Origin of the sequence: Nocardioides panzhihuensis (assembly GCF_013408335.1) — a bacterium.
In the GTDB taxonomy this organism is placed as follows: domain Bacteria; phylum Actinomycetota; class Actinomycetes; order Propionibacteriales; family Nocardioidaceae; genus Nocardioides; species Nocardioides panzhihuensis.
The window spans coordinates 979084-1003093 of sequence record NZ_JACBZR010000001.1; the positions used below are offsets into that span (position 1 = coordinate 979084).

At 69.8% G+C, this 24010-nt stretch carries 23 protein-coding genes; 13 read left to right on the forward strand and 10 right to left on the reverse strand.

Features of this window, described 5'->3' with window-relative positions; translation table 11 throughout:
- Entirely contained in the window at positions 1 to 1185 is a 1185-nt protein-coding gene (locus tag BJ988_RS04575) for an LCP family protein (protein WP_179656930.1), read from the reverse strand.
- A gap of 183 nt (positions 1186 to 1368) precedes the next feature.
- On the opposite strand from BJ988_RS04575, the gene BJ988_RS04580 reads away from it, so the two are divergent.
- The 3 genes from BJ988_RS04580 to BJ988_RS04590 are packed head-to-tail and all read left to right on the forward strand — an operon-like array spanning position 1369 to position 3766.
- Positions 1369 to 2844 (forward strand): DNA-3-methyladenine glycosylase 2 family protein, encoded by a 1476-nt coding sequence (locus BJ988_RS04580; protein WP_246321402.1) that lies wholly within the window; start codon positions 1369 to 1371, stop codon positions 2842 to 2844.
- On the forward strand, positions 2844 to 3323 hold the full coding sequence (locus BJ988_RS04585) for a methylated-DNA--[protein]-cysteine S-methyltransferase (RefSeq protein WP_179656932.1): 480 nt from the start codon (positions 2844 to 2846) through the stop codon (positions 3321 to 3323). Before BJ988_RS04580 ends, BJ988_RS04585 begins: the two co-directional genes overlap by 1 nt.
- Positions 3323 to 3766 carry a hypothetical protein gene (locus BJ988_RS04590; RefSeq protein WP_179656933.1) on the forward strand — a complete coding sequence of 148 codons (444 nt, stop codon included), beginning with the start codon at positions 3323 to 3325 and terminating at the stop codon, positions 3764 to 3766. Before BJ988_RS04585 ends, BJ988_RS04590 begins: the two co-directional genes overlap by 1 nt.
- 71 nt (positions 3767 to 3837) lie before the next feature.
- Here the strand turns inward: BJ988_RS04590 and BJ988_RS04595 are convergent, their stop codons facing one another.
- Positions 3838 to 4560, reverse strand: a complete 723-nt coding sequence (locus tag BJ988_RS04595) for an IclR family transcriptional regulator (RefSeq protein ID WP_141781349.1) — start codon at positions 4558 to 4560, stop codon at positions 3838 to 3840.
- A 145-nt stretch (positions 4561 to 4705) separates the two neighbouring features.
- Here BJ988_RS04595 and leuC point away from each other — a divergent pair, with 145 nt between their 5' ends.
- Positions 4706 to 6118, forward strand: coding sequence for a 3-isopropylmalate dehydratase large subunit (gene leuC, locus BJ988_RS04600; protein ID WP_179661328.1), 1413 nt, complete (start codon positions 4706 to 4708; stop codon positions 6116 to 6118).
- A 14-nt stretch (positions 6119 to 6132) separates the two neighbouring features.
- Positions 6133 to 6738, forward strand: a complete 606-nt coding sequence (gene leuD, locus BJ988_RS04605) for a 3-isopropylmalate dehydratase small subunit (protein ID WP_179656934.1) — start codon at positions 6133 to 6135, stop codon at positions 6736 to 6738.
- 122 nt (positions 6739 to 6860) lie between these two features.
- Here the strand turns inward: leuD and BJ988_RS04610 are convergent, their stop codons facing one another.
- A complete protein-coding gene (locus BJ988_RS04610) occupies positions 6861 to 8051 on the reverse strand; it encodes a YncE family protein (RefSeq protein WP_179656935.1) in 1191 nt (396 codons plus the stop codon).
- Between the two features lie 250 nt (positions 8052 to 8301).
- On the opposite strand from BJ988_RS04610, the gene BJ988_RS04615 reads away from it, so the two are divergent.
- Entirely contained in the window at positions 8302 to 9108 is an 807-nt protein-coding gene (locus tag BJ988_RS04615; protein ID WP_179656936.1) for a histone H1, read from the forward strand.
- On the opposite strand, the gene cofC is transcribed toward BJ988_RS04615, so the two are convergent.
- Entirely contained in the window at positions 9105 to 9746 is a 642-nt protein-coding gene (cofC, locus tag BJ988_RS04620; RefSeq protein WP_179656937.1) for a 2-phospho-L-lactate guanylyltransferase, read from the reverse strand. The genes BJ988_RS04615 and cofC overlap by 4 nt on opposite strands.
- A 126-nt stretch (positions 9747 to 9872) precedes the next feature.
- Here cofC and BJ988_RS04625 point away from each other — a divergent pair, with 126 nt between their 5' ends.
- Positions 9873 to 10571, forward strand: coding sequence for a lysophospholipid acyltransferase family protein (locus tag BJ988_RS04625; RefSeq protein WP_343051465.1), 699 nt, complete (start codon positions 9873 to 9875; stop codon positions 10569 to 10571).
- Positions 10568 to 11569 carry an NAD(P)H-dependent glycerol-3-phosphate dehydrogenase gene (locus tag BJ988_RS04630; protein WP_179656939.1) on the forward strand — a complete coding sequence of 334 codons (1002 nt, stop codon included), beginning with the start codon at positions 10568 to 10570 and terminating at the stop codon, positions 11567 to 11569. Before BJ988_RS04625 ends, BJ988_RS04630 begins: the two co-directional genes overlap by 4 nt.
- Positions 11570 to 11717: 148 nt before the next feature.
- Here BJ988_RS04630 and BJ988_RS04635 read toward each other — a convergent pair whose 3' ends face one another.
- Positions 11718 to 13358 carry a glycosyl hydrolase family 18 protein gene (locus BJ988_RS04635; RefSeq protein ID WP_179656940.1) on the reverse strand — a complete coding sequence of 547 codons (1641 nt, stop codon included), beginning with the start codon at positions 13356 to 13358 and terminating at the stop codon, positions 11718 to 11720.
- 175 nt (positions 13359 to 13533) lie between these two features.
- On the opposite strand from BJ988_RS04635, the gene ggt reads away from it, so the two are divergent.
- Complete coding sequence (gene ggt / locus BJ988_RS04640) at positions 13534 to 15351, forward strand: gamma-glutamyltransferase (protein WP_179656941.1); 1818 nt, start codon at positions 13534 to 13536, stop codon at positions 15349 to 15351.
- On the opposite strand, the gene BJ988_RS04645 is transcribed toward ggt, so the two are convergent.
- The gene (locus BJ988_RS04645; RefSeq protein ID WP_179656942.1) at positions 15348 to 16415 is read right to left on the reverse strand and encodes a trans-sulfuration enzyme family protein; all 1068 of its coding nucleotides are present in this window, start codon (positions 16413 to 16415) and stop codon (positions 15348 to 15350) included. The two genes, ggt and BJ988_RS04645, sit on opposite strands and share 4 nt — an antisense overlap.
- A gap of 168 nt (positions 16416 to 16583) precedes the next feature.
- Here BJ988_RS04645 and BJ988_RS04650 point away from each other — a divergent pair, with 168 nt between their 5' ends.
- From BJ988_RS04650 to BJ988_RS04660, 3 genes are read left to right on the forward strand one after another with little or no spacing between them, the layout of a single operon-like run.
- The gene (locus BJ988_RS04650) at positions 16584 to 17321 is read left to right on the forward strand and encodes an alpha/beta fold hydrolase (RefSeq protein WP_179656943.1); all 738 of its coding nucleotides are present in this window, start codon (positions 16584 to 16586) and stop codon (positions 17319 to 17321) included.
- 23 nt (positions 17322 to 17344) lie between these two features.
- The gene (locus BJ988_RS04655; protein WP_179656944.1) at positions 17345 to 18835 is read left to right on the forward strand and encodes a Mur ligase family protein; all 1491 of its coding nucleotides are present in this window, start codon (positions 17345 to 17347) and stop codon (positions 18833 to 18835) included.
- A gap of 18 nt (positions 18836 to 18853) precedes the next feature.
- Complete coding sequence (locus BJ988_RS04660; protein WP_179656945.1) at positions 18854 to 19969, forward strand: D-alanine--D-alanine ligase family protein; 1116 nt, start codon at positions 18854 to 18856, stop codon at positions 19967 to 19969.
- Positions 19970 to 20122: 153 nt separating this feature from the next.
- Here BJ988_RS04660 and BJ988_RS04665 read toward each other — a convergent pair whose 3' ends face one another.
- The gene (locus BJ988_RS04665) at positions 20123 to 21079 is read right to left on the reverse strand and encodes a D-alanine--D-alanine ligase family protein (protein ID WP_179656946.1); all 957 of its coding nucleotides are present in this window, start codon (positions 21077 to 21079) and stop codon (positions 20123 to 20125) included.
- A gap of 58 nt (positions 21080 to 21137) precedes the next feature.
- A complete protein-coding gene (locus tag BJ988_RS04670) occupies positions 21138 to 21374 on the reverse strand; it encodes an Lrp/AsnC family transcriptional regulator (RefSeq protein WP_179656947.1) in 237 nt (78 codons plus the stop codon).
- A gap of 189 nt (positions 21375 to 21563) precedes the next feature.
- Here BJ988_RS04670 and BJ988_RS04675 point away from each other — a divergent pair, with 189 nt between their 5' ends.
- On the forward strand, positions 21564 to 22520 hold the full coding sequence (locus BJ988_RS04675; protein WP_179656948.1) for a thiamine-phosphate kinase: 957 nt from the start codon (positions 21564 to 21566) through the stop codon (positions 22518 to 22520).
- Between the two features lie 71 nt (positions 22521 to 22591).
- Here the strand turns inward: BJ988_RS04675 and rpmB are convergent, their stop codons facing one another.
- Positions 22592 to 22777, reverse strand: coding sequence for a 50S ribosomal protein L28 (gene rpmB, locus BJ988_RS04680; protein ID WP_141803692.1), 186 nt, complete (start codon positions 22775 to 22777; stop codon positions 22592 to 22594).
- Positions 22778 to 22902: 125 nt separating this feature from the next.
- Positions 22903 to 23931 carry a class I SAM-dependent methyltransferase gene (locus tag BJ988_RS04685; RefSeq protein ID WP_179656949.1) on the reverse strand — a complete coding sequence of 343 codons (1029 nt, stop codon included), beginning with the start codon at positions 23929 to 23931 and terminating at the stop codon, positions 22903 to 22905.
- Positions 23932 to 24010 lie beyond the last annotated feature (79 nt).

Genomic DNA, 24010 nt, shown 5'->3' on the forward strand with positions numbered 1-24010 from the left:
TCAGCGAGCCGAGCACAGGCCGTTGTCGGCGGCGTCCTTCTGGCGTTCCTCGAGGGTCCCGGACCCGGTCGGTGACCCGCTCGTTGACCCGGTCGGCGACTCGTCGACCACCTCGTCCGGTGAGGCGCTGGACCCGGGGTCTCCGGGTCCGGCGGTGGACGTGGGGGAGGGGCCGGCGGAGGCCGTCGCGTCGTGGAGCGGGCGGTCCTCGAGCATCCGCTGCCAGATCTCGTCGGCCTCCGGGAGGATGCGGAGGCGGCCCCAGTTGGGATCGCCTTCGGGGTAGGCCTCGTTGGGCACGGTCTCGAACTCGATGCTGCCCGGGTCGAGGTCGCGCATCTCGCGGGCCAGCTCGGCCAGGCCGGCGACCGAGCCGATGTCGGTGGTGATCGACCTGGAGAGCTCGGTGGCGAACGTGGCCAGCCGACGCGGGCGGGTCAGAGTTCCGGCAGAGAGGACCTTGGTGGCGAGGGCGGTGAGGAAGTACTGCTGGCGTCGCATCCTGCCCAGGTCGGCGTTGGGGGTGGAGGAGCGGTTGCGTACGTAGTCGAGGGCCTGCTTCCCACGCAGGTTGCGTGTCCCCGCGGGCAGGAAGATGTTGTGCTCCTCGTCGTCGATCGCCTCCGGGATGCAGATCCTGACGCCGCCGACGGCGTCGACCATCCCGCGGAACCCGGCGAAGTCGAGGGCCAGATAGTGGTCGATCGGGATGCCGGTGAGCAGCTCGGCCTGGCGCGCGGTGCAGGTGGGGCCGCCCAAGGCGTAGGCCTCGTTCCACATCACCCCGCTCGCCTCGGGGATCGTGGAGCCGTCCGGGGCGGTGCACTCGGGCCGCTCGACGAGCGCGTCGCGGGGGATCGAGATGCCGTAGGCCGACCCGCGGTCCGCGGCGACGTGGAGCAGGATCGTGCTGTCGGAGCCGCCGACGCCGCTCTCACCGTCGATCGAGCAACCCTCGCAGTCGCGTCCGTCGGTGCCGAGGATCAAGATGTTGAGCGGCCGCTTCGGGCCCGTGTCCACGGGCTCGTCGACGAGATGGTCGATGTCGCCGCCCGACCCGAGGTTGCGGTTGAGGCGGTCGTAGAACGCCCAGGTGCCGATCCCGGTGGCGACCGCCAAGAACAGCATCGTGACCACCACGGTGAGCACGACCGTACGCGTGCCCGACCTCGCTCCGGTCCCCATCGGCCTCCCTCGGTCCGTCTGTCTGAGCAATCCCACACAGGTAGTACGCGCCAGTGAGCCGAGAGGTTGCTGCAATCAGTTGACGGCAGAAAACTGCAATGTGAAACCATGAGGAAGGTGCTGTCCGAAAACCGCGCGTAATTCCGTTCCGAACACGGCAACATTGGGGACATGGATGGGACGATGAGCGTGAACGGACTCGACTTCGAATCGTGTTATCGCGCCGTTAGATCGCGTGATCGGCGCTTTGACGGGGTCTTCTACACCGCGGTGTCCTCGACCGGGATCTACTGCCGGCCTTCGTGTCCGGCCCGCACCCCGGCGCTGGTCAACGTCTCGTTCCACCGGACCGCGGCGGCGGCCCAGGCGGCCGGCTACCGGGCCTGCAAGCGCTGCCGTCCCGACGCCACCCCCGGCAGTCCGGAGTGGGATGTGGCCGCGACCTTGGCCGGCCGCGCGATGCGGCTGATCGCCGACGGCGTCGTCGATCGCGAAGGCGTCGAGGGGCTGGCTCGTCGGGTCGGCTACTCGCCTCGTCACCTGACCCGGCTGCTGACCACCGAGCTCGGGGCCGGTCCGCTGGCGTTGGCGAGGGCGCGACGCGCGCAGACCGCCCGGACGCTGGTGGAGACCACCGAGCTGGGTTTCGCGGACATCGCCTTCGCGGCGGGCTTCTCGAGCGTACGTCAGTTCAACGACACCGTCCGCGAGGTCTATGCGGCCTCGCCGACCGAGCTCCGCGGGCGACGTGGCTCGAGGCGCCGGGCCGACGGGACGATCGCGCTGCGACTCGCCGTCCGCACTCCGTTCGCCGGCCGCGCCCTGCACGCCTTCCTGCGCGACCACCTGGTGCCGGGCGTGGAGGCCGCAGGGGTCGAGAACGGACGGCTGTGGTTCGCCCGGACGCTCGACCTGCCCAACGGGCCGGGGACGCTGAGCCTCGAGCTGGCCGACATCCCCGAGGGCGAGACCGGCTTCGTCCACGCGACCTTCAAGCTCACCGACCTGCGCGACACCACCGCTGCCGTCGAGCGTGCCCGCCGGCTGCTCGACGCCGACTGCGACCCGCGCGCGGTCGCCGACGTCTTCGCCGAAGACGCGGTGATGGGGCCGCTGGCCCGGGCACTGCCGGGGCTGCGAGTGCCCGGCACCGTCAACGGAGGCGAGCTGGCGCTGCGTACGATCGTGGGACAGCAGGTCTCGGTCGCCGGTGCGCGCACCGTGCTGGCGGGGATCGTCGCCGACCACGGCCGCCCGGTCACGACCGACATCGAGGGCCTCACCCATCTGTTCCCGGCCGCGGCCGCGCTGGCTGCCGCCGATCCGGCCGGTCTCCCCATGCCGCGCTCGCGCGGGCGGGCGGTCACCGGTCTGGCCGCGGCTCTCGCCTCCGGCGAGCTCCAGCTGGACCGCGGCACCGACCGCGACGTCGTGCACGACCAGCTGCTCGGCATGCCCGGCGTCGGACCCTGGACCGCCGACTATGTCGCTCTGCGCGCGCTCGGCCATCCCGATGTCTTCCTGCCGACGGATGTCGGCATCAGACGAGCGCTGGAAGTGCTCGGAGCGCCCGCGGCGGACGTCGCCGCGTGGCGACCGTGGCGCTCGTACGCCCTGCTCTACCTATGGACTTCACTGACTGCTCTGGAGGAACTCTGATGTGGACTCTCATCGACACGCCCGTCGGCGAGCTGCGCCTGGTCGCGCAGGACGGCGCGATCACCGCGATCGACTTCATGCCGGCGCTCTACGCCGAGGGCCGGCCGCGTGGGGAACGGTCCGACTCGGATCCGTTGCTCATCGAATGTGCCCGGCAGCTCGCCGAGTACTTCGCCGGCGACCGGACCTTCTTCGACCTTCCGCTGGCACCCGCGGGGACGCCGTTCCAGGCACGGGTCTGGGAGCAGCTGCAGAAGATCGAGTACGGCACGACCTGCTCCTATGGTGAGATCGCCGGCCGACTGGCGATGACCGGCCACGGCGCCCGCGCCGTCGGGCTCGCCAACGGCAAGAACCCCATCCCCATCGTCATCCCGTGCCACCGTGTCATCGGCGCGAACGGCACCCTGACCGGCTACGCCGGTGGCCTGGAGCGCAAGACGACGCTGCTGGGGCTGGAGAGCGGCGCGCTCTTCTGATGCCGAGCCTGCAGTCGTGGTGGCCGAGAGCGGAGCTGTGGCGTACGTCGCCGGCAGCTGCCGTGCTCGCCGTTGCCCTCGCCGGGTGCGGGGGCGCGCCGGCCGAGCAGCCCGCTGAGCCCTCGGCCGGCGAGAGTCTCAGCGAGGGAGCGGGTGAGCTGCGGGTCAACGGCCGGGTGCGTTGCGACCACGACGTGTCGAGCGAAGAGGCGAAGGGCGTCATCGAACGCGTCGGCGGGCTCCAGCAGCCGACGTGGTCGGTGCGGTTCGCCGAGAGCACCGCCGCCGGCGTCGTCGTGCTGGTGACCGGCGACCTCGATGACGCCGAGCCCCGGCTCTTCGACGACTACCACGTCACCGCGATCGTCGGTTCTGCCGAGGACCAGGCTCGGGTTGACGACTTCAGTGCTGTGCGCGAGGCGGTTCGGGAGATCTGCGGCTGAGTGGTGTCGCTGGGATACCCGGTCAACCGGCCTCCACAAATTTCTCCGGCCTGGGGCTGGAGTGACTGCAGCTACTCCGCGGCCGCCCGCCGCAGCGACTCCGAGAGCCGGTCGGCAGCGGCGAGGACGGCCGGAGCGTGCATCTTGCCGGGCTGCCGGCTGAGGCGCTCGAGGGGGCCGGAGACGGAGACGGCGGCGATGACCTTGCCACCGGGGGAGCGGACGGGGGCGGACACGGATGCGACGCCGGCCTCGCGCTCGCCGATCGACTGCGCCCAGCCGCGGCGCCGGATGCCGGAGAGTGCGGCCGCGGAGAACGCGGCGTTCTGGAGGCCGCGGTGGAGGCGCTCGGGGTCCTCCCAGGCGATCAGTATCTGAGCGGCCGACCCGGCACGCATGGTCAGCTGCGAGCCCACGGGGATGGTGTCGCGCAGACCGGAGGGGCGTTCGGCGGCGGCGACGCAGACGCGGAAGTCGCCCTGGCGCCGCCACAGCTGCGCCGACTCACCGGTGATGTCGCGCAGACGCGCCAGCACGGGGCCGGCGGTGGCCAGCAGCCGGTCCTCGCCGGCGGCGGCGGACAGCTCGGCCAGGCGCGGACCGAGGACGAAGCGGCCCTGCATGTCGCGGGCGACCAGACGGTGGTGCTCGAGCGCGACCGCGAGGCGGTGTGCGGTCGGGCGGGCGAGCCCTGTCCCTGCCACCAGACCCGCCAGGGTCGCCGGGCCGGACTCGAGTGCTGTGAGCACAAGAGCGGCCTTGTCGAGAACGCCTACACCACTGGAACTGTCCATATCGCAAGACTAACTTCTCAGAACCTGAGATGCAACGTTACGCTCGGAGCAGCAGACTGGAAGTGGCGGATCTGACTTCGCGATTCAACGCTCGACCCGCCGCCGGCCACTACAGACCTAAAGATGCCAGATGGAGAACGTTGTCATGGGCAGGACCTTGTCGGAGAAGGTGTGGGACGAGCATGTCGTCCGGTCGAGCGCCGGAGAGCCTGATCTCCTCTATATCGACCTTCACCTCATCCACGAGGTGACCAGCCCCCAGGCGTTCGAGGGCCTGCGGCTCTCCGACCGCAAGGTGCGCCGTCCCGATCTCACCATCGCCACCGAGGACCACAACGTCCCGACCGTCGACTGGGACAAGCCGATCGCCGACCCGGTCAGCCGCACGCAGGTCGAGACGCTTCGCAAGAACGCGGAGGAGTTCGGCGTACGTCTCCATCCCCTCGGCGACGCCGAGCAGGGGATCGTCCACGTGGTCGGCCCGCAGCTGGGGCTCACCCAGCCGGGGATGACGATCGTCTGCGGTGACTCGCACACCTCCACGCACGGTGCGTTCGGCGCGATCGCGTTCGGTATCGGCACCTCCGAGGTCGAGCACGTGCTGGCGACCCAGACGCTGATGCAGGACAAGCCGAAGACGATGGCTGTCACCGTCGACGGCGCGCTGCCCGACGGCGTGAGCGCCAAGGACCTGATCCTCACCCTGATCGCCAAGACCGGCACCGGCGGTGGCCAGGGCTACATCGTGGAGTATCGCGGCGAGGCCATCCGTGAGCTCTCCATGGAGGCCCGGATGACGATCTGCAACATGTCGATCGAGTGGGGCGCCAAGGCCGGCCTGATCGCTCCGGACGAGACCACCTTCGCCTACATCAAGGACAAGCCCGAGGCTCCGAAGGGCGCCGACTGGGACCTGGCCGTCGCGCACTGGAAGTCGCTGGTCACCGACGAGGACGCCGTCTTCGACAAGGAGATCGTGCTCGACGCCGCCGAGGTCACCCCGTTCGTCACCTGGGGCACCAACCCGGGCCAGGGCGTCCCGCTTGGCGCTGCCGTCCCGAACCCCGAGGACTTCGAGGACGCCGACGAGAAGATCGCGGCGGAGAAGGCCCTGACCTACATGGGGCTCGAGGCCGGCACCCCGATGCGCGAGGTGCGCATCGACACCGTCTTCCTCGGCTCCTGCACCAACGGGCGCATGGAGGACCTGCGTACGGCCGCCGACATCATCCAGGGTCACCACGTCGCCGACGGCACCCGCTTCCTGGTCGTGCCGGGCTCGGCCAGGGTGCGCCTCCAGGCCGAGGAGGAGGGCTTGCACAAGATCTTCCTCGACGCCGGCGCCGAGTGGCGGGGCGCGGGCTGCTCGATGTGCCTGGGCATGAACCCCGACATCCTCGCTCCCGGTGAGCGCTCGGCCTCCACCTCCAACCGCAACTTCGAGGGTCGCCAGGGCAAGGGCGGTCGCACCCACCTCGTCTCGCCGGAGGTGGCTGCCGCCACCGCCGTACGCGGCACCCTCTCCTCGCCCGCCGACCTGACTCTCGCCCGAGCCTGAACGGAGCGCCTGACATGGACAAGTTCACCACCCACACCGGCCTCGGCGTCCCGCTGCGTCGTAGCAACGTCGACACCGACCAGATCATCCCCGCGGTCTACCTCAAGCGCGTGACCCGCACCGGCTTCGAAGACGGCCTCTTCGCCGCTTGGCGCAACGACCCGTCCTTCGTGCTCAACAACGAGGCGTACGCCGGGGCCTCCGTCCTCGTCGCCGGCCCCGACTTCGGCACCGGCTCGTCGCGCGAGCACGCCGTCTGGGCGCTCATGGACTACGGCTTCCGGGTCGTCATCTCGAGCCGCTTCGGCGACATCTTCCGCGGCAACTCCGGCAAGGCCGGCCTGCTCGCGGCGAAGGTCGACGAGAAAGTCGTCCAGAAGCTGTGGGACCACCTCGACGACAACCCGGGTGCCCAGATCACCGTCGACCTCGAGTCGCGCACCGTTCGCGCCGGCGAGGGTCCCGACGCCATCGAGGACTCCTTCGACATCGACGACTACACCCGCTGGCGCCTCCTCGAGGGCCTCGACGACATCGGCATCACCCTCTCCCACGAGGACGACATCGCCACGTACGAGGCCACCCGACCCTCCTTCAAGCCGGTCACCCTGCACGCCTGAGGGCCTTCCCTACCGCGCCGAGACGTCACTCCCGTCGGCCGAGACGTCACGCCTGTGACGTCTCGGCCGACGTACGTGACGCCTCGGCCGGTGCGGGTGACGCTTCGGCCGGCCGCGGGTGGTCAGGGGAGGTGGATCTGGCTTCCGCCAGGACCGCGCTCGGAGCCGGTGATGCGGTCGCAGGAGCCGGTGTCGACCCAGCAGCGGAGATACCAGGACTCGGATGCGGTGGCGGTGCGGAGGACGACGCTGCGGTCGGACTCGAAGCCGGCGACGTGGACCTTCTCGACGGAGTCGGGTACGCGCAGGTCGATGTGCTCGGACGTGCTCATGTTGACCGCGATGCCGCGTTCGGCGCCGTAGCTGATCATCCCGGGGTCGCTGGGGTTGCGGGCGATGGCCACGATCGAGCCGTCGGGGGAGTCGGCGACCGACCCCGGCAGCGGCGCGTGGACACCGGGCTGGGTGAGGCTGCCGTCGGCCTCGATGGCGGCGAAGCGGACCTCCCACTCGCCGGGGTTGTAGAGGAGTACGCCGCGGCGCAACGGGATCACCTGCTGGTAGCCGAGCGGCAGCGAGATCCGCTGTGTCGCCTTTCCGGGGTCCCAGGCCGTCACCGGCGGGCGGGAGACGGCCAGCTCGCCATAGTTGCCGGGGACGGCCGGCGGGGTGGGCACGATGCCGGTGCGGAAGTAGGCGCGGGTGCGGTCGGTGCCGAGCACCGCGGTGCCGGCAGGGGTCCCTTCGAGCGCGAGTCGGTCGATCTCCTCGCCCGTCGCGGCGTCGACAGCGACGAGGGCGGAGGCGGCGTCTCCGGTCTGCTGGACGGCGAAGAGCCGACTGCCGTCCTTGCTGAGGGCCGGCTGGGTCCACAGGCCGGGGATCTGGATGGTCGACCCGCGTCGCGCGACCCAGACCGGGCCGGGCTCGTCGGCGTCCTCGTACATCAGCACCGTCCACCCGGCCACGCTCATCTGCGAGCCGTAGACCTTCTGCGGCTTCGCCCCGAGCTGGAGCCGGCCGGCCCGGTCGAGGAACGGCAGGGTCGTTGCCGGGCCGACGGGGAGATCTGCGTACGTCGCCGGGGTGGCGGGCTCGCTGTTGCGGACCTTGGGAGCCGGCGGCACCGGTGTGGGGGCGTCGGCTCCGGCGCGGCCTTCCGCGAGCCGGGTCGTGTGGACGGCCAGCCAGGCCACAGAGGCGATCAGGGCGAGGATGATGCAGGCCGAGAACAGGATCCCGGCACGGCTGTGTCTCGCCGCGGCCTGAGGCTCCTCGAGCACCACGGTTCGCTGCTCCTCGTCGATGTGCACGTCGGTGATGGTCGTACCTTCCTCGTCCTGTCACCCGAAGGCTGCGTTCCCAGAGCTGAGCTGTCGGACGTGCCCAGAATGTCTCCACGCTAACCGGCGTGCTCGGACGGATCAGGAGAGTTCGGGTGAACAGTGCGTGTTCACATGCTGTCGGTATGTATCAAATGTGTGGCAATGGCCTATGGTCGATCGGGTGGTGAGAAAACGAGTAGCTGATGCGAGCAAGCAGGCCGGGAAGGTAGTCGGCACCGTGACGGGCACGGCGGGCAAGCTGGTTGCCGACGTCGTCACCGGCAAGGTGAAGGTTCCCTCCGTGCCGAAGGTCAAGCTGCCGAGGCCGGGACGCAAGGCGCCGGCCAAGGCCGCCGAGCCGGTCAAGACCGTCCCGAAGGAGGCAGCCGGCCCCGCTGAGACGCCCGCTCCGGTGACGAAGTCGGAGCCGGTGAAGAAGGCGGAGCCGGTGAAGAAGGCGGCCCCGGTGACTAGGTCGACCCCGCCTGAGAAGACCGCCGCGACCAAGGCACCTGCGAAGAAGAGCCCGGCCAAGAAGAGCCCGGCCAAGAAGAGCCCGGCCAAGAAGAGCCCGGCCAAGAAGAGCCCGGCCAAGAAGGCCACGACGGCGAAGAAGACGACCGCCAAGAAGGCCCCCGCGAAGAAGGTCGCCGCCGCGGCGACCTCGGCCGAGAGCCCTGCCGAGACCTCGGCCGCTAAGAAGACTGCCGCTAAGAAGACTCCGGCCAAGAAGGCTCCGGCGCAGAAGCCTGCGGCGAAGAAGGCTCCGGCCAAGAAGACGACGACCGCCGAGACGACGACCGCCGCCAAGAAGACGACGGCGAAGAAGGCACCCGCGCAGACGACCGCAGCGACGGCGAAGAAGACTGCCGCCAAGAAGGCCCCCGCGAAGCTGAGTTCCACGCAGAAGGTGCCCGAACAGAAGGCCGAGCAGAAGGCCCCTGAGAAGAAGGCACCAACGAGCCCGGACTCGACGGGAACGAGCCCGGGAGCGGGGCCGACCGGCCCGACGACCGGGTCCGAGAACCCTTCCAGCGACGCCTAGCCGAGGCTGCCGACCCGCACCGACGCCAGCGCGGTGCGCGGTCCCAGCCCGAACCTGCGTACGGCCTCGAGATCCTCGAGAGTGTCGACGTCGTGGCGCAGCGAGTGGAGGTCGCCCTCCAGCGGACGGGCGCCGCCGGCGCGATGGGCGGCGGCAGACCCGGGTCCGAACGCGGGCCGGAACAGGTCGTGGGGCGCGGTGTAGAGGGTGGTGCCCCCGCCCACCGCGTCCTCGACGTACGCCGGCCCGGCCCCTTCCGAGGCGGCCAGCGCGGCGTCCAGATCGGCGGAGCGCAGCGCGGGCAGGTCCCCGCACAGCGCGGCGGGACGAAGCCCCGGCCAGCGGCGCCGGGCCTCGAGCGCGCCTTGCACCAGGCTCTCGTTGAGGTCCCCGCTGACCCCGTCGGGGATGACGGCGGCTCCGAGGCGAGCGACGTCGGCGGCGAAGTAGGCGTCGTCGGTGATCACCAGGACGGCGCTGACATGGGTGGCGGCCAGGCACGACTCGGCGGTGTCGAGGGCGAACGAGCGGGCGAGGTCGGCCCGCTCGTGTGGCTCGATACCGACCAGCCGGGACTTGCCGCGCGCCGGAGGCTTGACGGGCAGCAGAACGACGTAACCGGGTGCAGGTGCGGGCATCAGGGTAGATCCTGACAGGTGTCTCGCAATGGCGCGGCTACGGCCCGGTAGCCTGCCCTGGTGGGAAAGTACCGGAAGTTCCAGGAGGGCAAAGTCGGCTGGCCATGGGTCGTTGCAGTCGGCATAGTGAAGCCCACCCTTCTCGCCACCACCAAGCATCAGTGGGACGGCGGCGAGAAGATCCCGGAGAGCGGGGGAGCAGTGTTCGCGCTCAACCACGTCTCCGAGATCGACCCGTTCACCGCGGCGCACATCGTCTGGGACTACGGACGTAGGCCGAGCTACCTGGCCAAGGCCGGCCTGTTCAAGGGCCCGCTGGGCAAGTTCCTGCGGGCCGCCGGACAGATCCCGGTGGACCGTAAGGCCGGCGCCTCAGCCTTCGACGCGGCCGTCAAAGCTGTCAAGGAGGGCAGCATCGTGGTCGTCTACGTGGAGGGCTCGATCACCAAGGACCCCACCGGCTGGCCCATGCGCGGCAAGTCCGGCGCGGCTCGGATCGCGCTCGCCACCGGTGCCCCGGTCTACCCGGTGGGACAGTGGGGAGCCCAGGAGCTGCTTCCGGCGTACTCTCTCAAGCCGCATCTGATCGGCCGCAAGATGATCCAGATGAAGATCGGTGACCCGGTGGGCCTGAAGGACCTCGAGGTCCAGGACCACACCACCGATGTCATCAACGAGGCGACCGACCGGATCATGAAGGCGATCGTCGGCCTGGTGGCCGACATCAGGGGCGAGGAGCCGCCCAGCGAGCTCTTCGACCCGAAGAAGGCCGGTGTGAATGCGATCGGCGACCCCCGCAAGACGAAGAAGAAGGACAGCAATTGAGCAAGGTAGCGGTCTTTGGAGCGGGCTCATGGGGCACCGCGTTCTCGGTCATCCTCGCCGACGCGGGCAACGACGTGACCATGTGGGCGCGCCGGGAGGAGGTCGCGGCGGCGATCAACGACACCCACGAGAACCCCGACTACCACCCGGGCACCGAGCTGCCGCACAACATCAGCGCCACCCACGACATCGAGAAGGCGGCGTACGGCGCTGACCTGGTCGTGCTCGCGGCGCCGTCTCAGACGCTGCGCAAGAACCTCACCGACTGGGCGCCGTTCCTGCCCAAGGACGTGCCACTGGTCTCGCTGATGAAGGGCGTCGAGCTCGGCACCCTGGAGCGGATGAGCGAGGTCATCGCCCACGTCACCGGCGCAGGCCCGGACCGGATCGCCGTGGTCAGCGGTCCGAACCTCTCCAAGGAGATCATCCGCCGCGAGCCGGCCGCCGGTGTGGTCGCGTGCGCCGACGAGGACGTTGCCAAGACCATCCAGGCTCGGGTGCACTCGCCGGCGTTCCGTCCCTACACCTCGACCGACGTGGTCGGCTGCGAGATCGGCGGGGCCTACAAGAACGTGGTCGCGATCTCGACCGGCATGGCCGCCGGAATGGGGTTCGGCGACAACACCCAGGCGTCGCTGATCACCCGAGGTCTTGCCGAGACCGCGCGACTGGCGGTGCAGCTGGGGGCCAACCCGATGACCCTCATGGGTCTGGCGGGTCTGGGCGACCTGGCCGCGACCTGCTCCTCGCCACTGTCTCGCAACCGTACGTTCGGGGAGAAGCTCGGCCAGGGCATGACCACCGCCGACATCCTCGCCTCCAGCCACCAGGTCGCCGAGGGTGCCAAGTCGTCTCACTCGCTGCGCGAGCTGGCGGCGAAGGTCGGGGTGGACGTGCCGCTGGCGCAGTACGTCGACGACGTCGTCTCCGGCGCCAAGACCGTCGGTGAGATCCTGGACGAGATGCTCGAGCGGCCGACGAAGGCCGAGACCGAGTAACTCGCGCCCGCTGGTCGAAGGCCACTTCGTTCAGACCTCGGAGCCGCTAGGCGGAGGCGTGTCGAGACCAACACGGTAAGCGACCGTGTTGGTCTCGACACCGGCTCGCTAGCGCTCGCCGGGCTCGACCAGCGGAGCGGTCAGCGGGTCAGGCGGTGCCGAGGTCCTTCCACGGGCCCCACTCCTCGGTGCCCGGGGTGTTGCCCTGGGTCCACCACTTGGCCTCCCACAGGTGACCGCCGTAGGTGACGCGGTCACCGGCGACGTACACCGCGGTGGCCGACCATGCGGCTGCCCCACCGGGCGGATCGGTCGGCGGATCGGTCGGGTCCTCGGTCGGCGGGTCGGTCGGGTCCGGCTCCTCGACCGGGCCGCCGGTGCCGTTGCGCATGGCGTCGGCGAAGGTGCCGATCAGCTCTCCCTGGCGGTCACCGGACAGCTCCCACCACATGCCTCCGCCGAGGCCCTTCGAGATGGCGTACGCCGCCTTCTGGGCGATCGTCCGGGTGTTGTCGTAGCTCCACCACTGGTTGCCGTCGTAGCGCCAGGCGGCGCCGGTCGCGGCGTCGTAGTGGTCGGTGCCGCGGGACTTGAGCTTGTCGTAGTCCTCGTTGCCGGCCTCGTACGTCCCCGGTGCCGCGGCGGTCGCCGGACCCCACGGGGCGGAGGAGGTGGCACCCTGCCATCCGCGGCCGTACGCCGCCATGCCCAGGCCGAGCTGGGCCGGTGAGACTCCGGCGTCGAGGTACTCCCGGACCGACTCGTCCACGCTGAACCGCTTGCCGTCGGGGCGGGGGTCGGCGGGGTCGGCGTAGAGGTTGCCCTGGTGGCCGGTGAGCTTCGGGTCCCAGGCGCCCCACAGGTCATAGCCCTGGATGTTGCCGAAGTCGAGGGAGTCGAAGATCGCCGGGTCGTTCCAGCCGCCGGCCTCGATGTCCTGCGGGTTGGCCGGGAGGAACGCCGAGAGCTGGTAGTCCTTGCCCGTGGTCGATCCCAGGGCGTCGAGCTGCGAGCGGAACTCGGCCAGGAGCGCCTTGAAGTTGGCGCGGTCGTTGACCGGGTCGACGTGGTTGCCGGTGTTGCCGTTGGGCGAGCCCGGCCACTCCCAGTCGATGTCGAAGCCGTCGAAGACGCCGGCGGCCGCTCCGGTGCCACCGCGGCCGTCGATCATCGGCAGGTTGCCCTTGATGTAGAGGTCGACGCACGAGGAGACGAACTTGCGTCGCGACTCCGGCGTGGCCGCCGCGAGGGAGAAGTTCTTCGACCAGGTCCAGCCGCCCAGCGAGAGCAGGACCTTCAGGTCGGGGTGCTTCGCCTTGAGCTGCTTGAGCTGATTGAAGGAGCCGGCCAAGGGCTGGTCCCAGGTGTCGGCCTTGCCGGAGACGGATGCGTCGGCTGCGTACGACATCCCGTAGTCGGCGTAGGCGTCACCGGCGCCGTCGGAGCCGTTGGGCCCCTCGCCCTGGGCCTTGTTGGCCTCGAAGCAGGTCAGCGTCTGGTGGTGGATGTTGCCGAACGCGTAGTTGAGGTGGGTGAGGTCGTCGGCGACGCCGGACGTCTCCAGTTGCTTGAGCTTGAAGGCACGGCCGTAGACGCCCCACTGCACGAAGTAGCCGACGTTGCGGTAGCCGTTGATCGCGGTCGGCTCCGCGGCGGCCGTCTTCAGCGATGCGCTGGACGGGGTGCTGGTGAGGGCGAGAGTGCCGGTGAGGGCGAGTGCTCCGGCGAGTGCGCCGATGAGAAGCCCGGCTGTTCGGCGGGCTCTTCGTGGGGGAAAGGCGACATGCATGGTGACACCTCCGAGGTGATGGCTGGCTCGGGCACCAGGCGCCCGAATCGCCATTTGATGGTGGCAGTGAGTTTGTTTGTAAGCAACCCTTACTAATTAAGGAATTCCAGAACCTAATTCGAGCCGGACGGGAAAGTAGTACGTTCGACGAGCCGCCAATCTCTGGGAGATCGCCATGCTCGGACGCCGCTCTGCAGTTGTCGCCACCCTGGCCGGAGGCGCGCTCGCCCTGGCCACCCTGGTCCCGTACGGAGGGGCAGCCGCCGCTCCGCAGGAACGGCTCGTGCCGCCACCGAAGGTGCCCACCGCGGTGGGCTACGGCGGCGCGGTGGCGAGCGTCGACGCCGACGCGAGCCGGGTGGGGCTGGAGGTGCTGCGCAAGGGCGGCAATGCGACCGACGCCGCGGTCGCGACCGCAGCCGCGCTCGGTGTGACGGAGCCCTACTCGGCCGGCATCGGCGGGGGCGGCTTCTTCGTGCACTACTCGGCACGCACCGGTGAGGTGGAGACCATCGATGGACGGGAGAAGGCGCCGGCTGCGATGCCTCGCGACGCGTTCATCGATCCCGAGACGGGGAAGGAGTATCCGTTCTTCCCCGACATGGTCACCAGCGGTGCCTCGGTCGGGGTGCCGGGCACCCCGCTGACCTGGGACAAGGCGCTGAGGAAGTGGGGCACGCGCTCGCTGGGGCAGTCGCTCGCGCCGGCCGCACGACTGGCGCGGCACGGCTTCGTCGTCGACGAGACCTTCCGTCAGCAGACCGTCGACAACGCCGAACGTTTCGCAGCGATCGATTCCACGGCCGAACTGTTCCTTCCGGGAGGATCCGCGCCCGAGGTGGGCAGCCGGTTCCGCAACCCCGACATCGCGAAGACCTACGATCTGCTCGCCCGCAAGGGCGTGAAGGCCTTCTACCGCGGCCCGCTGGCGGAGGAGATCGCCGCGACGGTGGCCGCGCCGCCCAAGAGCGCCGATACCGACCTGCCGGTCCCGGCCGGCTGGGTGACCACCGAGGATCTCGCCGCCTACACCGCGCCCGACCGCGAGCCGACCCACTCGACCTACCAGGGCCTGGACATCTATGGGATGGCACCGCCGTCCTCCGGCGGCACCTCGGTGGGAGAGGCGCTCAACATCCTGGAGCGATACGACCTCGCCGGGATGAACGACACCGAGGCCTACCACCACCTGCTCGAGGCGAGTGCGATCAGCTTCGCCGACCGTGGGGCCTACCTCGGCGACGCCGACCATGTCGACGTGCCCGTCGAGGCGCTGCTCGACGACACCTTCGCCGCCGAGCGGGCGTGCACGCTCGACCCCGCGGCGGCGCAGCCGAAGCCGGTGGCGGCCGGCGATGCGTACGACTTCGACGGGGTCTGCGACGGCGCGACCGGTCCCGGTGAGACCGCCAAGGACACCGAGAACCTGGAGACGACCAACCTGACCGTGGTCGACCGATGGGGCAACGTCGTCGAATACACGCTGACGATCGAGCAGACCGGCGGATCCGGGATCACCGTGCCCGGGCGTGGTTTCATCCTCAACAACGAGCTGACCGACTTCTCGACGACCTACCGGGCCGACGACCCCAACCGGATCGAGCCCAACAAGCGCCCACGCAGCTCGATGGCGCCCACGATCGTCCTGTCCGAGGGCCGTCCGGTCCTGGCGGTCGGGTCGCCCGGCGGATCGACGATCATCACCACCGTGCTCCAGATCCTCGTCGAGCGGCTCGCGCGTGACCGGACGCTGCCGGAGGCGATGGCCGCGCCGCGGGCCTCGCAGCGCAACGCTGCGAGCACCGGCGCCGAGCCGGCGTTCATCGAGACGTACGGGCCGCCGCTGACATCGCTGGGCCACCGCTTCGCCTCGACCGCCGAGCTCGGTGCGGCCACCGCGATCGAGATCGGCCCGGACGGGCTGCTGACGGCCGCCGCGGAGCCTTGGCGGCGGGGTGGCGGGTCAGCGCTGGTGGTGAGGCCGGTCGACTAGCGGTCGATGCGGTCGAGAGCCTGGGCGAGGTCGTCCCACAGGTCGTCGACGTCCTCGATGCCGACCGACATCCGCACCAGCCCGTCGGGGACGGTCGCGGACTCGGTCTTCCAGCGGCGCCGGCGCTCGAAGGTGGACTCGACACCGCCCAGGGACGTCGCGTGGACCCACAGCGAGGTGGCGTGGGTGAGGAAGTCGGCCTGCTCCGCGGTCGGGAGGACGGCTGCGAGCATGCCGCCGAACCCCGGGTAGCGGACCTCCGCGACGGCCGGGTGCGCGGCCAGCCGCTCGGCGAGCTCCGCCGCGTTGGCGGCGGAGCGCTCGACGCGCAGGTGCAGCGTACGAAGCCCCCGAAGCGCCAACCAGGCCTCGAACGGGCCGGGGATCGCGCCGAGCAGATCGCGGCGGGCCTTGAGCACCTCCCACAGGGTGTCGTCGGAGACGACGACCGCACCCATGACGACATCGGAGTGGCCGGCGATGAACTTCGTGGCCGAGTGGATGACGATGTCCGCGCCGAGTGCGAGCGGCTGCTGGAGCAGGGGAGTGGCGAAGGTGTTGTCCACCACGACCCGCGCTCCGGCCTTGTGCGCGGCAGCGATGATCGCCGGCAGGTCGGCGAGCTGCATCCCCGGGTTGGTCGGCGTCTCGACCCACACCAGCGCGACCTCGCCGTCGAGCTTCTCGAGCAGCTTCACGACCGCGGCGGTGTCGGAGAAGTCCGCGAGGCGTGCGGTCAGCCGGCCGCGCCCCTCGAGGTCGGCCAGCTGGCCGATGGTCCCCAGGTAGCTCTGCTCGGTCGCCACGACGACGGAGTCGTTGACCAGGTCGAGCAGCGTCGCGATCGCCGCGAGCCCGGAGGCGAACGACAGCGCCCGCCCTCCCTCGAGGCGCCCGAGCGTCTCCTCGAAGGCCACCCAGGTGTCGTTCGTGTAGCGCCCGTACTCCTTCTCCCCGCCGGCCACATAGGTCGAGGCCATCGTGATCGGTACGTTGAGCGGCTGGTCGGGCTCGTGGGCCGGCCGCCCGGCGTGGACGGCGATGGTGGCGGGCTTGTGATCCATGCGACCGAGCCTATGTGGCCGCTCGGGGTAACACGTCGTTCGTAGGTCTATCCGGTCGTTGCGAAAGGGCGAGTAGTCCTACGAACAGCGTGTTACCCCAGGGCGGCGGCACATCTCACGCGCCGTGCGGTTACGGGTCAGGGCATGGTCCCGGATAAGGTTGCGGCCGTGTTGACGACCCTGCTGGATGGACGTGCCTTCGGTGAGAAGCACGGCAAGGATGCTGCCACCGTCGTGGCCCTGCACGGCTGGGCGCGCAACCGCAGCGACTGGGGTTCGACGCTCGAGGGCCTCGACGCGCTTGCGCTCGATCAGCCCGGATTCGGCGCGACCCCGGCTCCGGAGACGGCCTGGGGAAGCAAGCAGTACGCCGAGTGGCTCGCCGAGATCCTCGAGAGGCTCGACCGCCCGGTGCTCGTCGGCCACAGCTTCGGCGGCCGGGTGGCCGTCCAGCTCGCCGCGACTCGTCCTGAGCTCGTCCGCGCCGTCATCCTCACCGGGGTGCCGCTGTTCCGTCCGAAGACCGGCGGCAAACCCAAGCTCGCCTACCGGATCGGCCGCTGGCTCCACTCCAAGGGGCTGATCCCCGAGGCCAAGATGGAAGCGCTGCGGGAGAAGTACGGCTCGACCGACTACCGCAACGCCAAGGGAATCATCCGCGACATCTTCGTGAAGGTCGTCAACGAGTCCTACGCGGACCAGCTGGCGGCCATCCCGAACGACCTCCCGGTCCGTCTGATCTGGGGCGAGAACGACACCGCCGCTCCGGTCTGGATGCCCGGCGAGGCCATGGAGATCCTGGGGGACAACGCGACCCTCGAGATCGTCCCCGGCTCCGCACACCTGCTCGACGCGGGGCTGGTCAAGAGCCTTCGAGGCGCCATCGACGAACTTCGTACGAACTGAATCTGAGGGGCTGAAGAAGAAGCATGTGGATCGTCCTGGTCACCTCCGCGCTGACCCTGGTCTCGTACTACCGCTGGCTGCGGGTAGCCCAGCGTGAGCACTACGAGCCGACGCGACTGTTCGCGATCGAGTGGATCTGGATCAAGGCCCGTCCGGTCGAGGCGATCCTGCTCGGCGCGGTCGTCGTGGTCTGCCTGGCCTCGTTCGTGCTGCCCTACGGTGCGCTCGTCGGGGCGCTGCTGTTCGTCGGCTGGCCGGTCGGGATGAGCTTCGTGGGCGCCAAGCGCCTGGTCTGGACGGATCGGGTCAAGCGCCTGGCCGGGGTGCTCTTCGTGCTCCACGCCCTCGTGACCGTCCTGATCGCGCTGCTGGCCCCGGCCGCCGCCGGCCTGCTCCCGGTCCTCGCGGTCCCGCTGTCCGAGGCGGCGCTGGCGATCATGTGGCCGACCGAGAAGGCGATGGCGAAGAAGTGGCAGGTGCAGGCCGCCGCCACCATCAAGAAGGTCAACCCCAAGATCGTCGCGATCACGGGCTCCTACGGCAAGACCTCGACGAAGAACTACGCCACCCACCTGATGCAGGGGCGGTGGTCGACGCTGGCCTCGCCGGCGAGCTTCAACAACGCGATGGGCCTCTCCCGTGCGGTCAACGACCGTCTCCAGCCCGGCACCGACATCTTCGTGGCCGAGATGGGGACCTACGGTCCGGGCGAGATCGCCGCGCTGACCGAGATCTTCCCGCCCGAGGTCGCCGCGATCACCACGATCGGCGAGGCTCACCTGGAGCGGATGAAGTCGCGCGAGACGATCGTGAAGGCGAAGTCGGAGATCCTCCCGAACGCCGCCACCGTGGTGCTCAACATCGACGTACCCGAGCTAGCTCTCATCGCCGAGAACCTCCGCGCCAGCAAGCGCGTCATCGCCTGCTCCGCGGTGCCCGGCACCGCCGCTCAGGTCGTGGTGACAGACGGCGCGCTCACGATCGGCAACGAGACGTACGCCGTCGAGCTGCCCGACGAGGTCGGGCACCCGATCAACGTCGCGATCGCAGTCGGCCTCGCTCTCGCGGTCGACGTCCCGATCGAGACGATCACCCAGCGGCTGGCGTCGATCCCCGGCACACCCCACCGGGCCGAGGCCAACAAGACGCCCGGCGGCGTCTGGGTCGTCGACGACACCTTCAACTCCAACCCCACCGGCGCCGCCGCGGCGCTCGCGAAGGCGAAGCGGCTGGCGGGGGAGGCGGGCACGGTGTGGACCATCACTCCCGGTATGGTCGAGCTGGGCACGGAGCAGGCCGCGCGCAACGTCGAGTTCGCGCAGGCTGCCACTGCCTCCGACAAGATGCAGCTGTGCATCGTCGGTCGCACCAACCGAAAAGCGCTGCGTGCGGGGGACCCGTCGCGCATCCACGAGTTCGACAGCCGCAAGGCGGCAGCGGATCATGCTCTGACCGCGGCCAAGGAGGGCGACGTGGTGCTTTACGAGAACGACCTCCCCGACCACTACGCGTAGGACCCAGGAGCTTTCACCATGAGCGTAACCAAGGCCACCATCGTCTTCGGCGGTCCGAGCGCCGAGCACGACATCAGCATCCTCACCGGTCTCCAGGCCGAGCGGGTCCTCTCCGGTGCGGGCGTCGAGGTGACGTGCCTCTACTGGGCCCGCTCGGACAAGTGGTTCCTGGTGCCCGCCAAGCAGGAGGCGCGTGACTTCCTCGGTGGTGAGCCGAAGGGCTCCAAGGCCGTCGAGCTCCGTCTCGGCTCCGAGAAGGGCGACGGGTTCTACACCGTCGGCGGCTTCGGCGGCGGCAAGCGCCTGGAGACCGGCCCGATCCTCTCCGCCTTCCACGGTGGCGCGGGCGAGGCCGGCGGCATCCAGTGGCTCTTCGAGCTCGCGGGGTTGAAGGCCACGGGCGCCACCCCCGCCTCCGCCGCGCTCGGCATGGACAAGCTCGCCTTCGGCGCGGTGATGCTCAACGCCGGCTTGCCGTCCCTGCAGCGTGAGCTGCTCTCGCGCTACGCCACGCCGTCCTTCGAGGGCCCCTACATCGTCAAGCCGCGCTTCGGTGGCTCCTCGATCGGCATCGAGGTCGTCGACGACTACGAGACCGGCCTGGCGCTCCTCAACACCTCGCCGCACCTGCGTGCCGGCGCGGTCGTCGAGCCGTACCGCCCTGACCTCTTCGACCTCAACGCCTCGGTGCGCACCGCTCCCGAGGTCGCCGTCTCCGAGGTCGAGCGCCCGCTGCGCTCCGAGGAGGCGAAGATGTACGACTACTCCGCCAAGTACGTCCACACCGACGGGCTGTCCTCGTCGCCGCGCGAGTTCCCGGCCCAGGTCGAGGAGTCGATCACCAAGCAGATCAAGGAGCTGTCCGTACGCGTCGTGGAGCTCACCGGCCTGACCGGCATCCTCCGCATCGACTTCCTCTCCGACGGCAAGGGCGAGGTCTACATCAACGAGGTCAACTCCATCCCCGGAGCCCTCTCGCTCTACCTGTGGCCCGACACCCCCGCCTCCGAGGTCCTCACCAGCGCCATCGCCGAGGCCGAGAAGCACATCCCCCAGGTGACCAGGAACTTCGAAGAGGGCGTCGCCCTCAAGGCCGCCGGCGGCATCGCCGGCAAGCTCACCGGCCTGAGCTGAGGCTCACCGCTGGTCGAGCCGCCGGAGCCGCTAGGCGGAGGCGTGTCGAGACCAACACAGTCGTCTCGAGCGCCGAGGGGGCTGTGTTGGTCTCGACACGCTCGCTGGCGCGAGGGTCTGAACGAAGTGGCCCTCGACCAGCGGCGGGTGGCCTCAGCGGGCGAGAGCGCGCTTGAGGAGGGCGAGGGTGACCTCGCCCATCGAGGTGCCGTCGTGCTTGGCGGCGAAGGGGAAGACGCTGGTCTCGGTGGCGCCGGGGGTGATCGCGACCTCGAGGACGACGAAGGCGCCGTCGGGGGTGACCATGAAGTCGGTGCGGGAGATGTCGCGCATGCCGAGCAGCTCGTGGGCGCGGACGGCGGTCTCGCCGAGCTCGGTGAGCAGCGCGTCGGGGAGGTCGGGGCGGCCGAAGCCGACGAACTCGGCGGTGTAGCGAGCCGCGAAGTCGAACTCGTGGCCTTTGCTGAAGTCGATGGCGATCGGGGTCAGAGACTGCGGGCCCTCGTCGGTCTCGTGGACGACCACGGAGACGTCGATGCCGGCGTAGAAGCGTTCGATGAGCGCCTCGTCGCAGTAGGCGTAGGTCTTGACCAGGGCCGCAGGAAGGGCGGAGAGGCCGTCGACGCCGGTGACGCCGAGCGCCGATCCGCCGCGCGAGGGCTTGACCACGACGCGCTCGCCCATCCGCGAGATGACGTGCTCCATCAGCACCGGGGCGCCGACGTCGCGGAACGTCGTGGAGGAGAGCGAGACGGACTCCGGGACCGGGATGCCGCCGCGGCGCAGGAGCTCCCGGGCGGCCGCCTTGTCGAACGCGACCCGGCAGGAGGTGGAGACGGTGCCGACGTACGGGATCCCGATCAGCTCCAGGAGCGTCTGGATCTCGCCGTCCTCACCGAACTGGCCGTGCAGCGCCGGCAGCGCCACGACCGCCTTGTCGCGTTCGAGGTTGTGCAGCAGCGCCCGGTCGAAGTCGTACGCCGCCACCTCCACTCCCAGCGCCGACAGCTCGCGCACGAGGTTGCGGCCCGAGGCCAGCGACACGTCGCGCTCGTGGCTCAGCCCGCCGGCGATGACGGCGACGGGCCCGGAAAGAGGAGGTGTGCTCATGCCCATGGTTCTAACACAGTGTTGTAACGGACGGCCGGGTGGAGCCGTCAGTCCGATGTCAGATGTGCACGACCGGGCAGGTCAGCGTGCGGGTGATGCCCTCGAGGTTCTGCACACGGGCCACGACCAGCTTCCCGAGCTCGTCGACGTTGCGGGCCTCGGCGCGGACGATCACGTCGTACGGACCGGTGACGTCCTCGGCCAGGGTCACGCCCTGGATCTTGCCGATCTCGGTGGCGACCTCCGCGGCCTTGCCGACGTCCGTCTGGATGAGGATGTACGCCTGTACGACCATGGTGCAGCTCCTGTTCTCAGTGCCTCCCTTGGCACATTGTCCGACCAGTAACCTATCGCGTTATCTATCGATCGACCTACACCGACCCTGGGGATAAGACGTAACGATGGAGCGACCGCGCGAAGTGCGGAGACGGCCGGATGCGTGTCCCGGTATCTTCGCGCGCGAAGATGAGGGTTGGATGTAGTCATGGCTTTTCCGAGGGACTCGACACTCGCCGACGTCGGTGAGTTCGGGCTGATCACCGAGATGACCAAGCACTTCGCCCAGGGAGAGCAGGTGCTGGTCGGCCCCGGCGACGACGCCGCGCTGCTGCGGGTCAAGCATGGTCACGTGGTGGTCTCGACCGACCTGCTCGTCGAGGGACGACACTTCAGGCGGGACTGGGCCGAGGCGTCTCACATCGGCCACCGGGCCGCCGGTCAGAACCTCGCCGACATCGCCGCGATGGGCGGCGTCGCGCACTCCATGACTCTCGGGCTCGCCCTTCCGTCGGACCTTCCGGCCGAGTGGGCGGTCGACTTCGCGGAGGGGTTCGCCGCGGAGTGTGCGCTGGTCGGGGCCTCCGTGGTCGGAGGCGACGTCACCGGCGCGGACCAGATCGTCATCTCCGTGACCGCCATCGGCGCGGTCGCCCAGGCGCCGGTGCTCCGCTCGGGCGCCGAGCCCGGCGACGTACTCGCCCTGTGCGGCCGCCAGGGGTGGGCCGCCGCCGGCCTGGCGATCCTCAAGCGCGGGTTCCGGTCACCGCGCGTGCTCGTCGACGCCTACCGGCGTCCCCAGCCGCCGTACGCCGCCGGCCCCGCCGCCGCAGCCGCTGGTGCGTCGGCTCTGATCGACGTCTCCGACGGGCTCCTGGCCGAGGCCAGGCACATCGCCGACGCCTCGGAGGTCTCCATCGACGTGCACACCTCGGCGCTGACCATCTCCGAGGAGCTCAAGGCGGTCGCCTCGGCGACGGGAGCCGATCCGCTCGCCTTCGTACTGGGCGGGGGAGAGGATCACTCCCTGCTCGCCGCGTTCCCGCCCGACGCCGAGCTGCCGGAGGGGTGGACCGTGATCGGTACGATCGGCGAGCCCGGAGAAGAGCCGGTCACCGTCGACGGTGAGCTCTACGAGGGCACGACCGGCTGGACGCACTTCTGAGCCCAGCTCAGGGAACGACGAAGGCCGCCGCCCAGCTGGGCAGCGGCCTTCGTTCATGCAAGAGCTTGGGGTCAGCGAGCGACCTTGCCGGCCTTGATGCAGGTCGTGCAGACATTCATGCGCTTCGGAGTGCCGTTGATAACGGCGCGGACGCGCTGGATGTTGGGGTCGAAGCGGCGCCTGGTCGCCTTCTTGGACCACGGCCGGTTGTTGCCGAAGCCCGGCTTCTTGTCGCAGATGTCGCAGACGGCAGCCACCGTGAACTCCTGAGGTTGAATAGATGATCGAGGTCAGTTAGATGTTGCCGGCGAGCGCGATGAACGGCTGCCCAGCCGAGACAACCGAACAAGCGTAGCCCGTCGGGCTGTGAGCGACGAAATCGTCACTCGTCCGAGCCGCGATCGCGCCACCTGTCGAGCGGGGCGGCCAGCGCGGTGGCCAGCTTCCAGCGTTTCGACCCCCGCAGGGCGTCGATCTCGGCGCGCTGGCCGGCGAGCTGCTTGCGCTGCGACCCGAGCCGCCGTTTCTGGTCCGAGACGACCTCACGGAGCCGCGCGAGCTCCTCGCGCAGCTCCAGGCCGTGCTCGACCCAGTCCGGGATGGCGGGCACCGCGGGGAGGTCGGGGGCGAGGCCGCGGCGCAGGACGACGTAGAACTCGATGTCGTTCTCCGGCACGGGCAGGAGGGACTCGACCGCCCAGCCGGTCAGCCCCAAGCGGCGCAGCTCGGCGATGATCTCGGGGAACGAGCGGTCGGTGTAGGTCCACACGTGGCAGTCGACGTACTCGCCCCGACGCGCTCGGTCGAGCTGAGCCCGGGTGTAGCCGAGGTCGTGGACATAGGTCTCCGCCTCGCTGGGCCCGTGGCGGTGGAGGCGCTTGGGATCGCCGTTGACCGCACAACGGTGATGGTCGTAGACCGCGCGCACCGACGGGGTCGTGTCGCCGGCCTCGTACGCCTGCAGGATCTGCCCGATCGTCGTGGGTGGGCGGTGCGCGTCGAAGGTGTAGCGCCGGTCGGGGACGACCAGGACGAGAGCGCCGTCCGGAGCGGTGACGGCCTCGACCTGCGCCAGCCAGCCGATCAGGTCGGGCACGTGCTCGACGACGTGGCTGGCCAGCGCCCAGTCGAACGGAGCGCCCTCCTTGGCAGCCTCGTCGAGCGTACGCATCCTGGTGCCGTCCCACATCGGATAGTCGATCTCGGGGATGGTGTCGTGGTTCACGTTGGAGTGCTCGGCGTACGACTCGTAGAGCCGGTCGCGGTCGTAGAGGTCCAGATAGGAGACCTCCGCGGCGCCTCGCGGGATGAGCGGCTGGTGCAGGGGGCCGATCTCCAGTCCGCAGCCGGCGGAGAAGTCGAAGATTTCGTTGACGCGTCTCGCGCGTGGGGTCGGGGTCGGAATCGACATCCGGGAGTCCTTCGGCGTAGGGAGGTATCCAGACTAGGGACGTACGCACACCGATGCAGGGCGCGACTCGGCGGATCTT

Coding starts and splice junctions, on each gene's coding strand:
- BJ988_RS04575 (WP_179656930.1), bottom strand. CDS start 1,185: ATGGGGACCGGAGCGAGGTCGGGCACGCGTACGGTCGTGCTCACCGTG.
- BJ988_RS04580 (WP_246321402.1), top strand. CDS start 1,369: ATGAGCGTGAACGGACTCGACTTCGAATCGTGTTATCGCGCCGTTAGA.
- BJ988_RS04585 (WP_179656932.1), top strand. CDS start 2,844: ATGTGGACTCTCATCGACACGCCCGTCGGCGAGCTGCGCCTGGTCGCG.
- BJ988_RS04590 (WP_179656933.1), top strand. CDS start 3,323: ATGCCGAGCCTGCAGTCGTGGTGGCCGAGAGCGGAGCTGTGGCGTACG.
- BJ988_RS04595 (WP_141781349.1), bottom strand. CDS start 4,560: ATGGACAGTTCCAGTGGTGTAGGCGTTCTCGACAAGGCCGCTCTTGTG.
- leuC (WP_179661328.1), top strand. CDS start 4,706: ATGGGCAGGACCTTGTCGGAGAAGGTGTGGGACGAGCATGTCGTCCGG.
- leuD (WP_179656934.1), top strand. CDS start 6,133: ATGGACAAGTTCACCACCCACACCGGCCTCGGCGTCCCGCTGCGTCGT.
- cofC (WP_179656937.1), bottom strand. CDS start 9,746: ATGCCCGCACCTGCACCCGGTTACGTCGTTCTGCTGCCCGTCAAGCCT.
- BJ988_RS04635 (WP_179656940.1), bottom strand. CDS start 13,358: ATGCATGTCGCCTTTCCCCCACGAAGAGCCCGCCGAACAGCCGGGCTT.
- ggt (WP_179656941.1), top strand. CDS start 13,534: ATGCTCGGACGCCGCTCTGCAGTTGTCGCCACCCTGGCCGGAGGCGCG.
- BJ988_RS04645 (WP_179656942.1), bottom strand. CDS start 16,415: ATGGATCACAAGCCCGCCACCATCGCCGTCCACGCCGGGCGGCCGGCC.
- BJ988_RS04655 (WP_179656944.1), top strand. CDS start 17,345: ATGTGGATCGTCCTGGTCACCTCCGCGCTGACCCTGGTCTCGTACTAC.
- BJ988_RS04660 (WP_179656945.1), top strand. CDS start 18,854: ATGAGCGTAACCAAGGCCACCATCGTCTTCGGCGGTCCGAGCGCCGAG.
- BJ988_RS04665 (WP_179656946.1), bottom strand. CDS start 21,079: ATGAGCACACCTCCTCTTTCCGGGCCCGTCGCCGTCATCGCCGGCGGG.
- BJ988_RS04670 (WP_179656947.1), bottom strand. CDS start 21,374: ATGGTCGTACAGGCGTACATCCTCATCCAGACGGACGTCGGCAAGGCC.
- BJ988_RS04675 (WP_179656948.1), top strand. CDS start 21,564: ATGGCTTTTCCGAGGGACTCGACACTCGCCGACGTCGGTGAGTTCGGG.
- BJ988_RS04685 (WP_179656949.1), bottom strand. CDS start 23,931: ATGTCGATTCCGACCCCGACCCCACGCGCGAGACGCGTCAACGAAATC.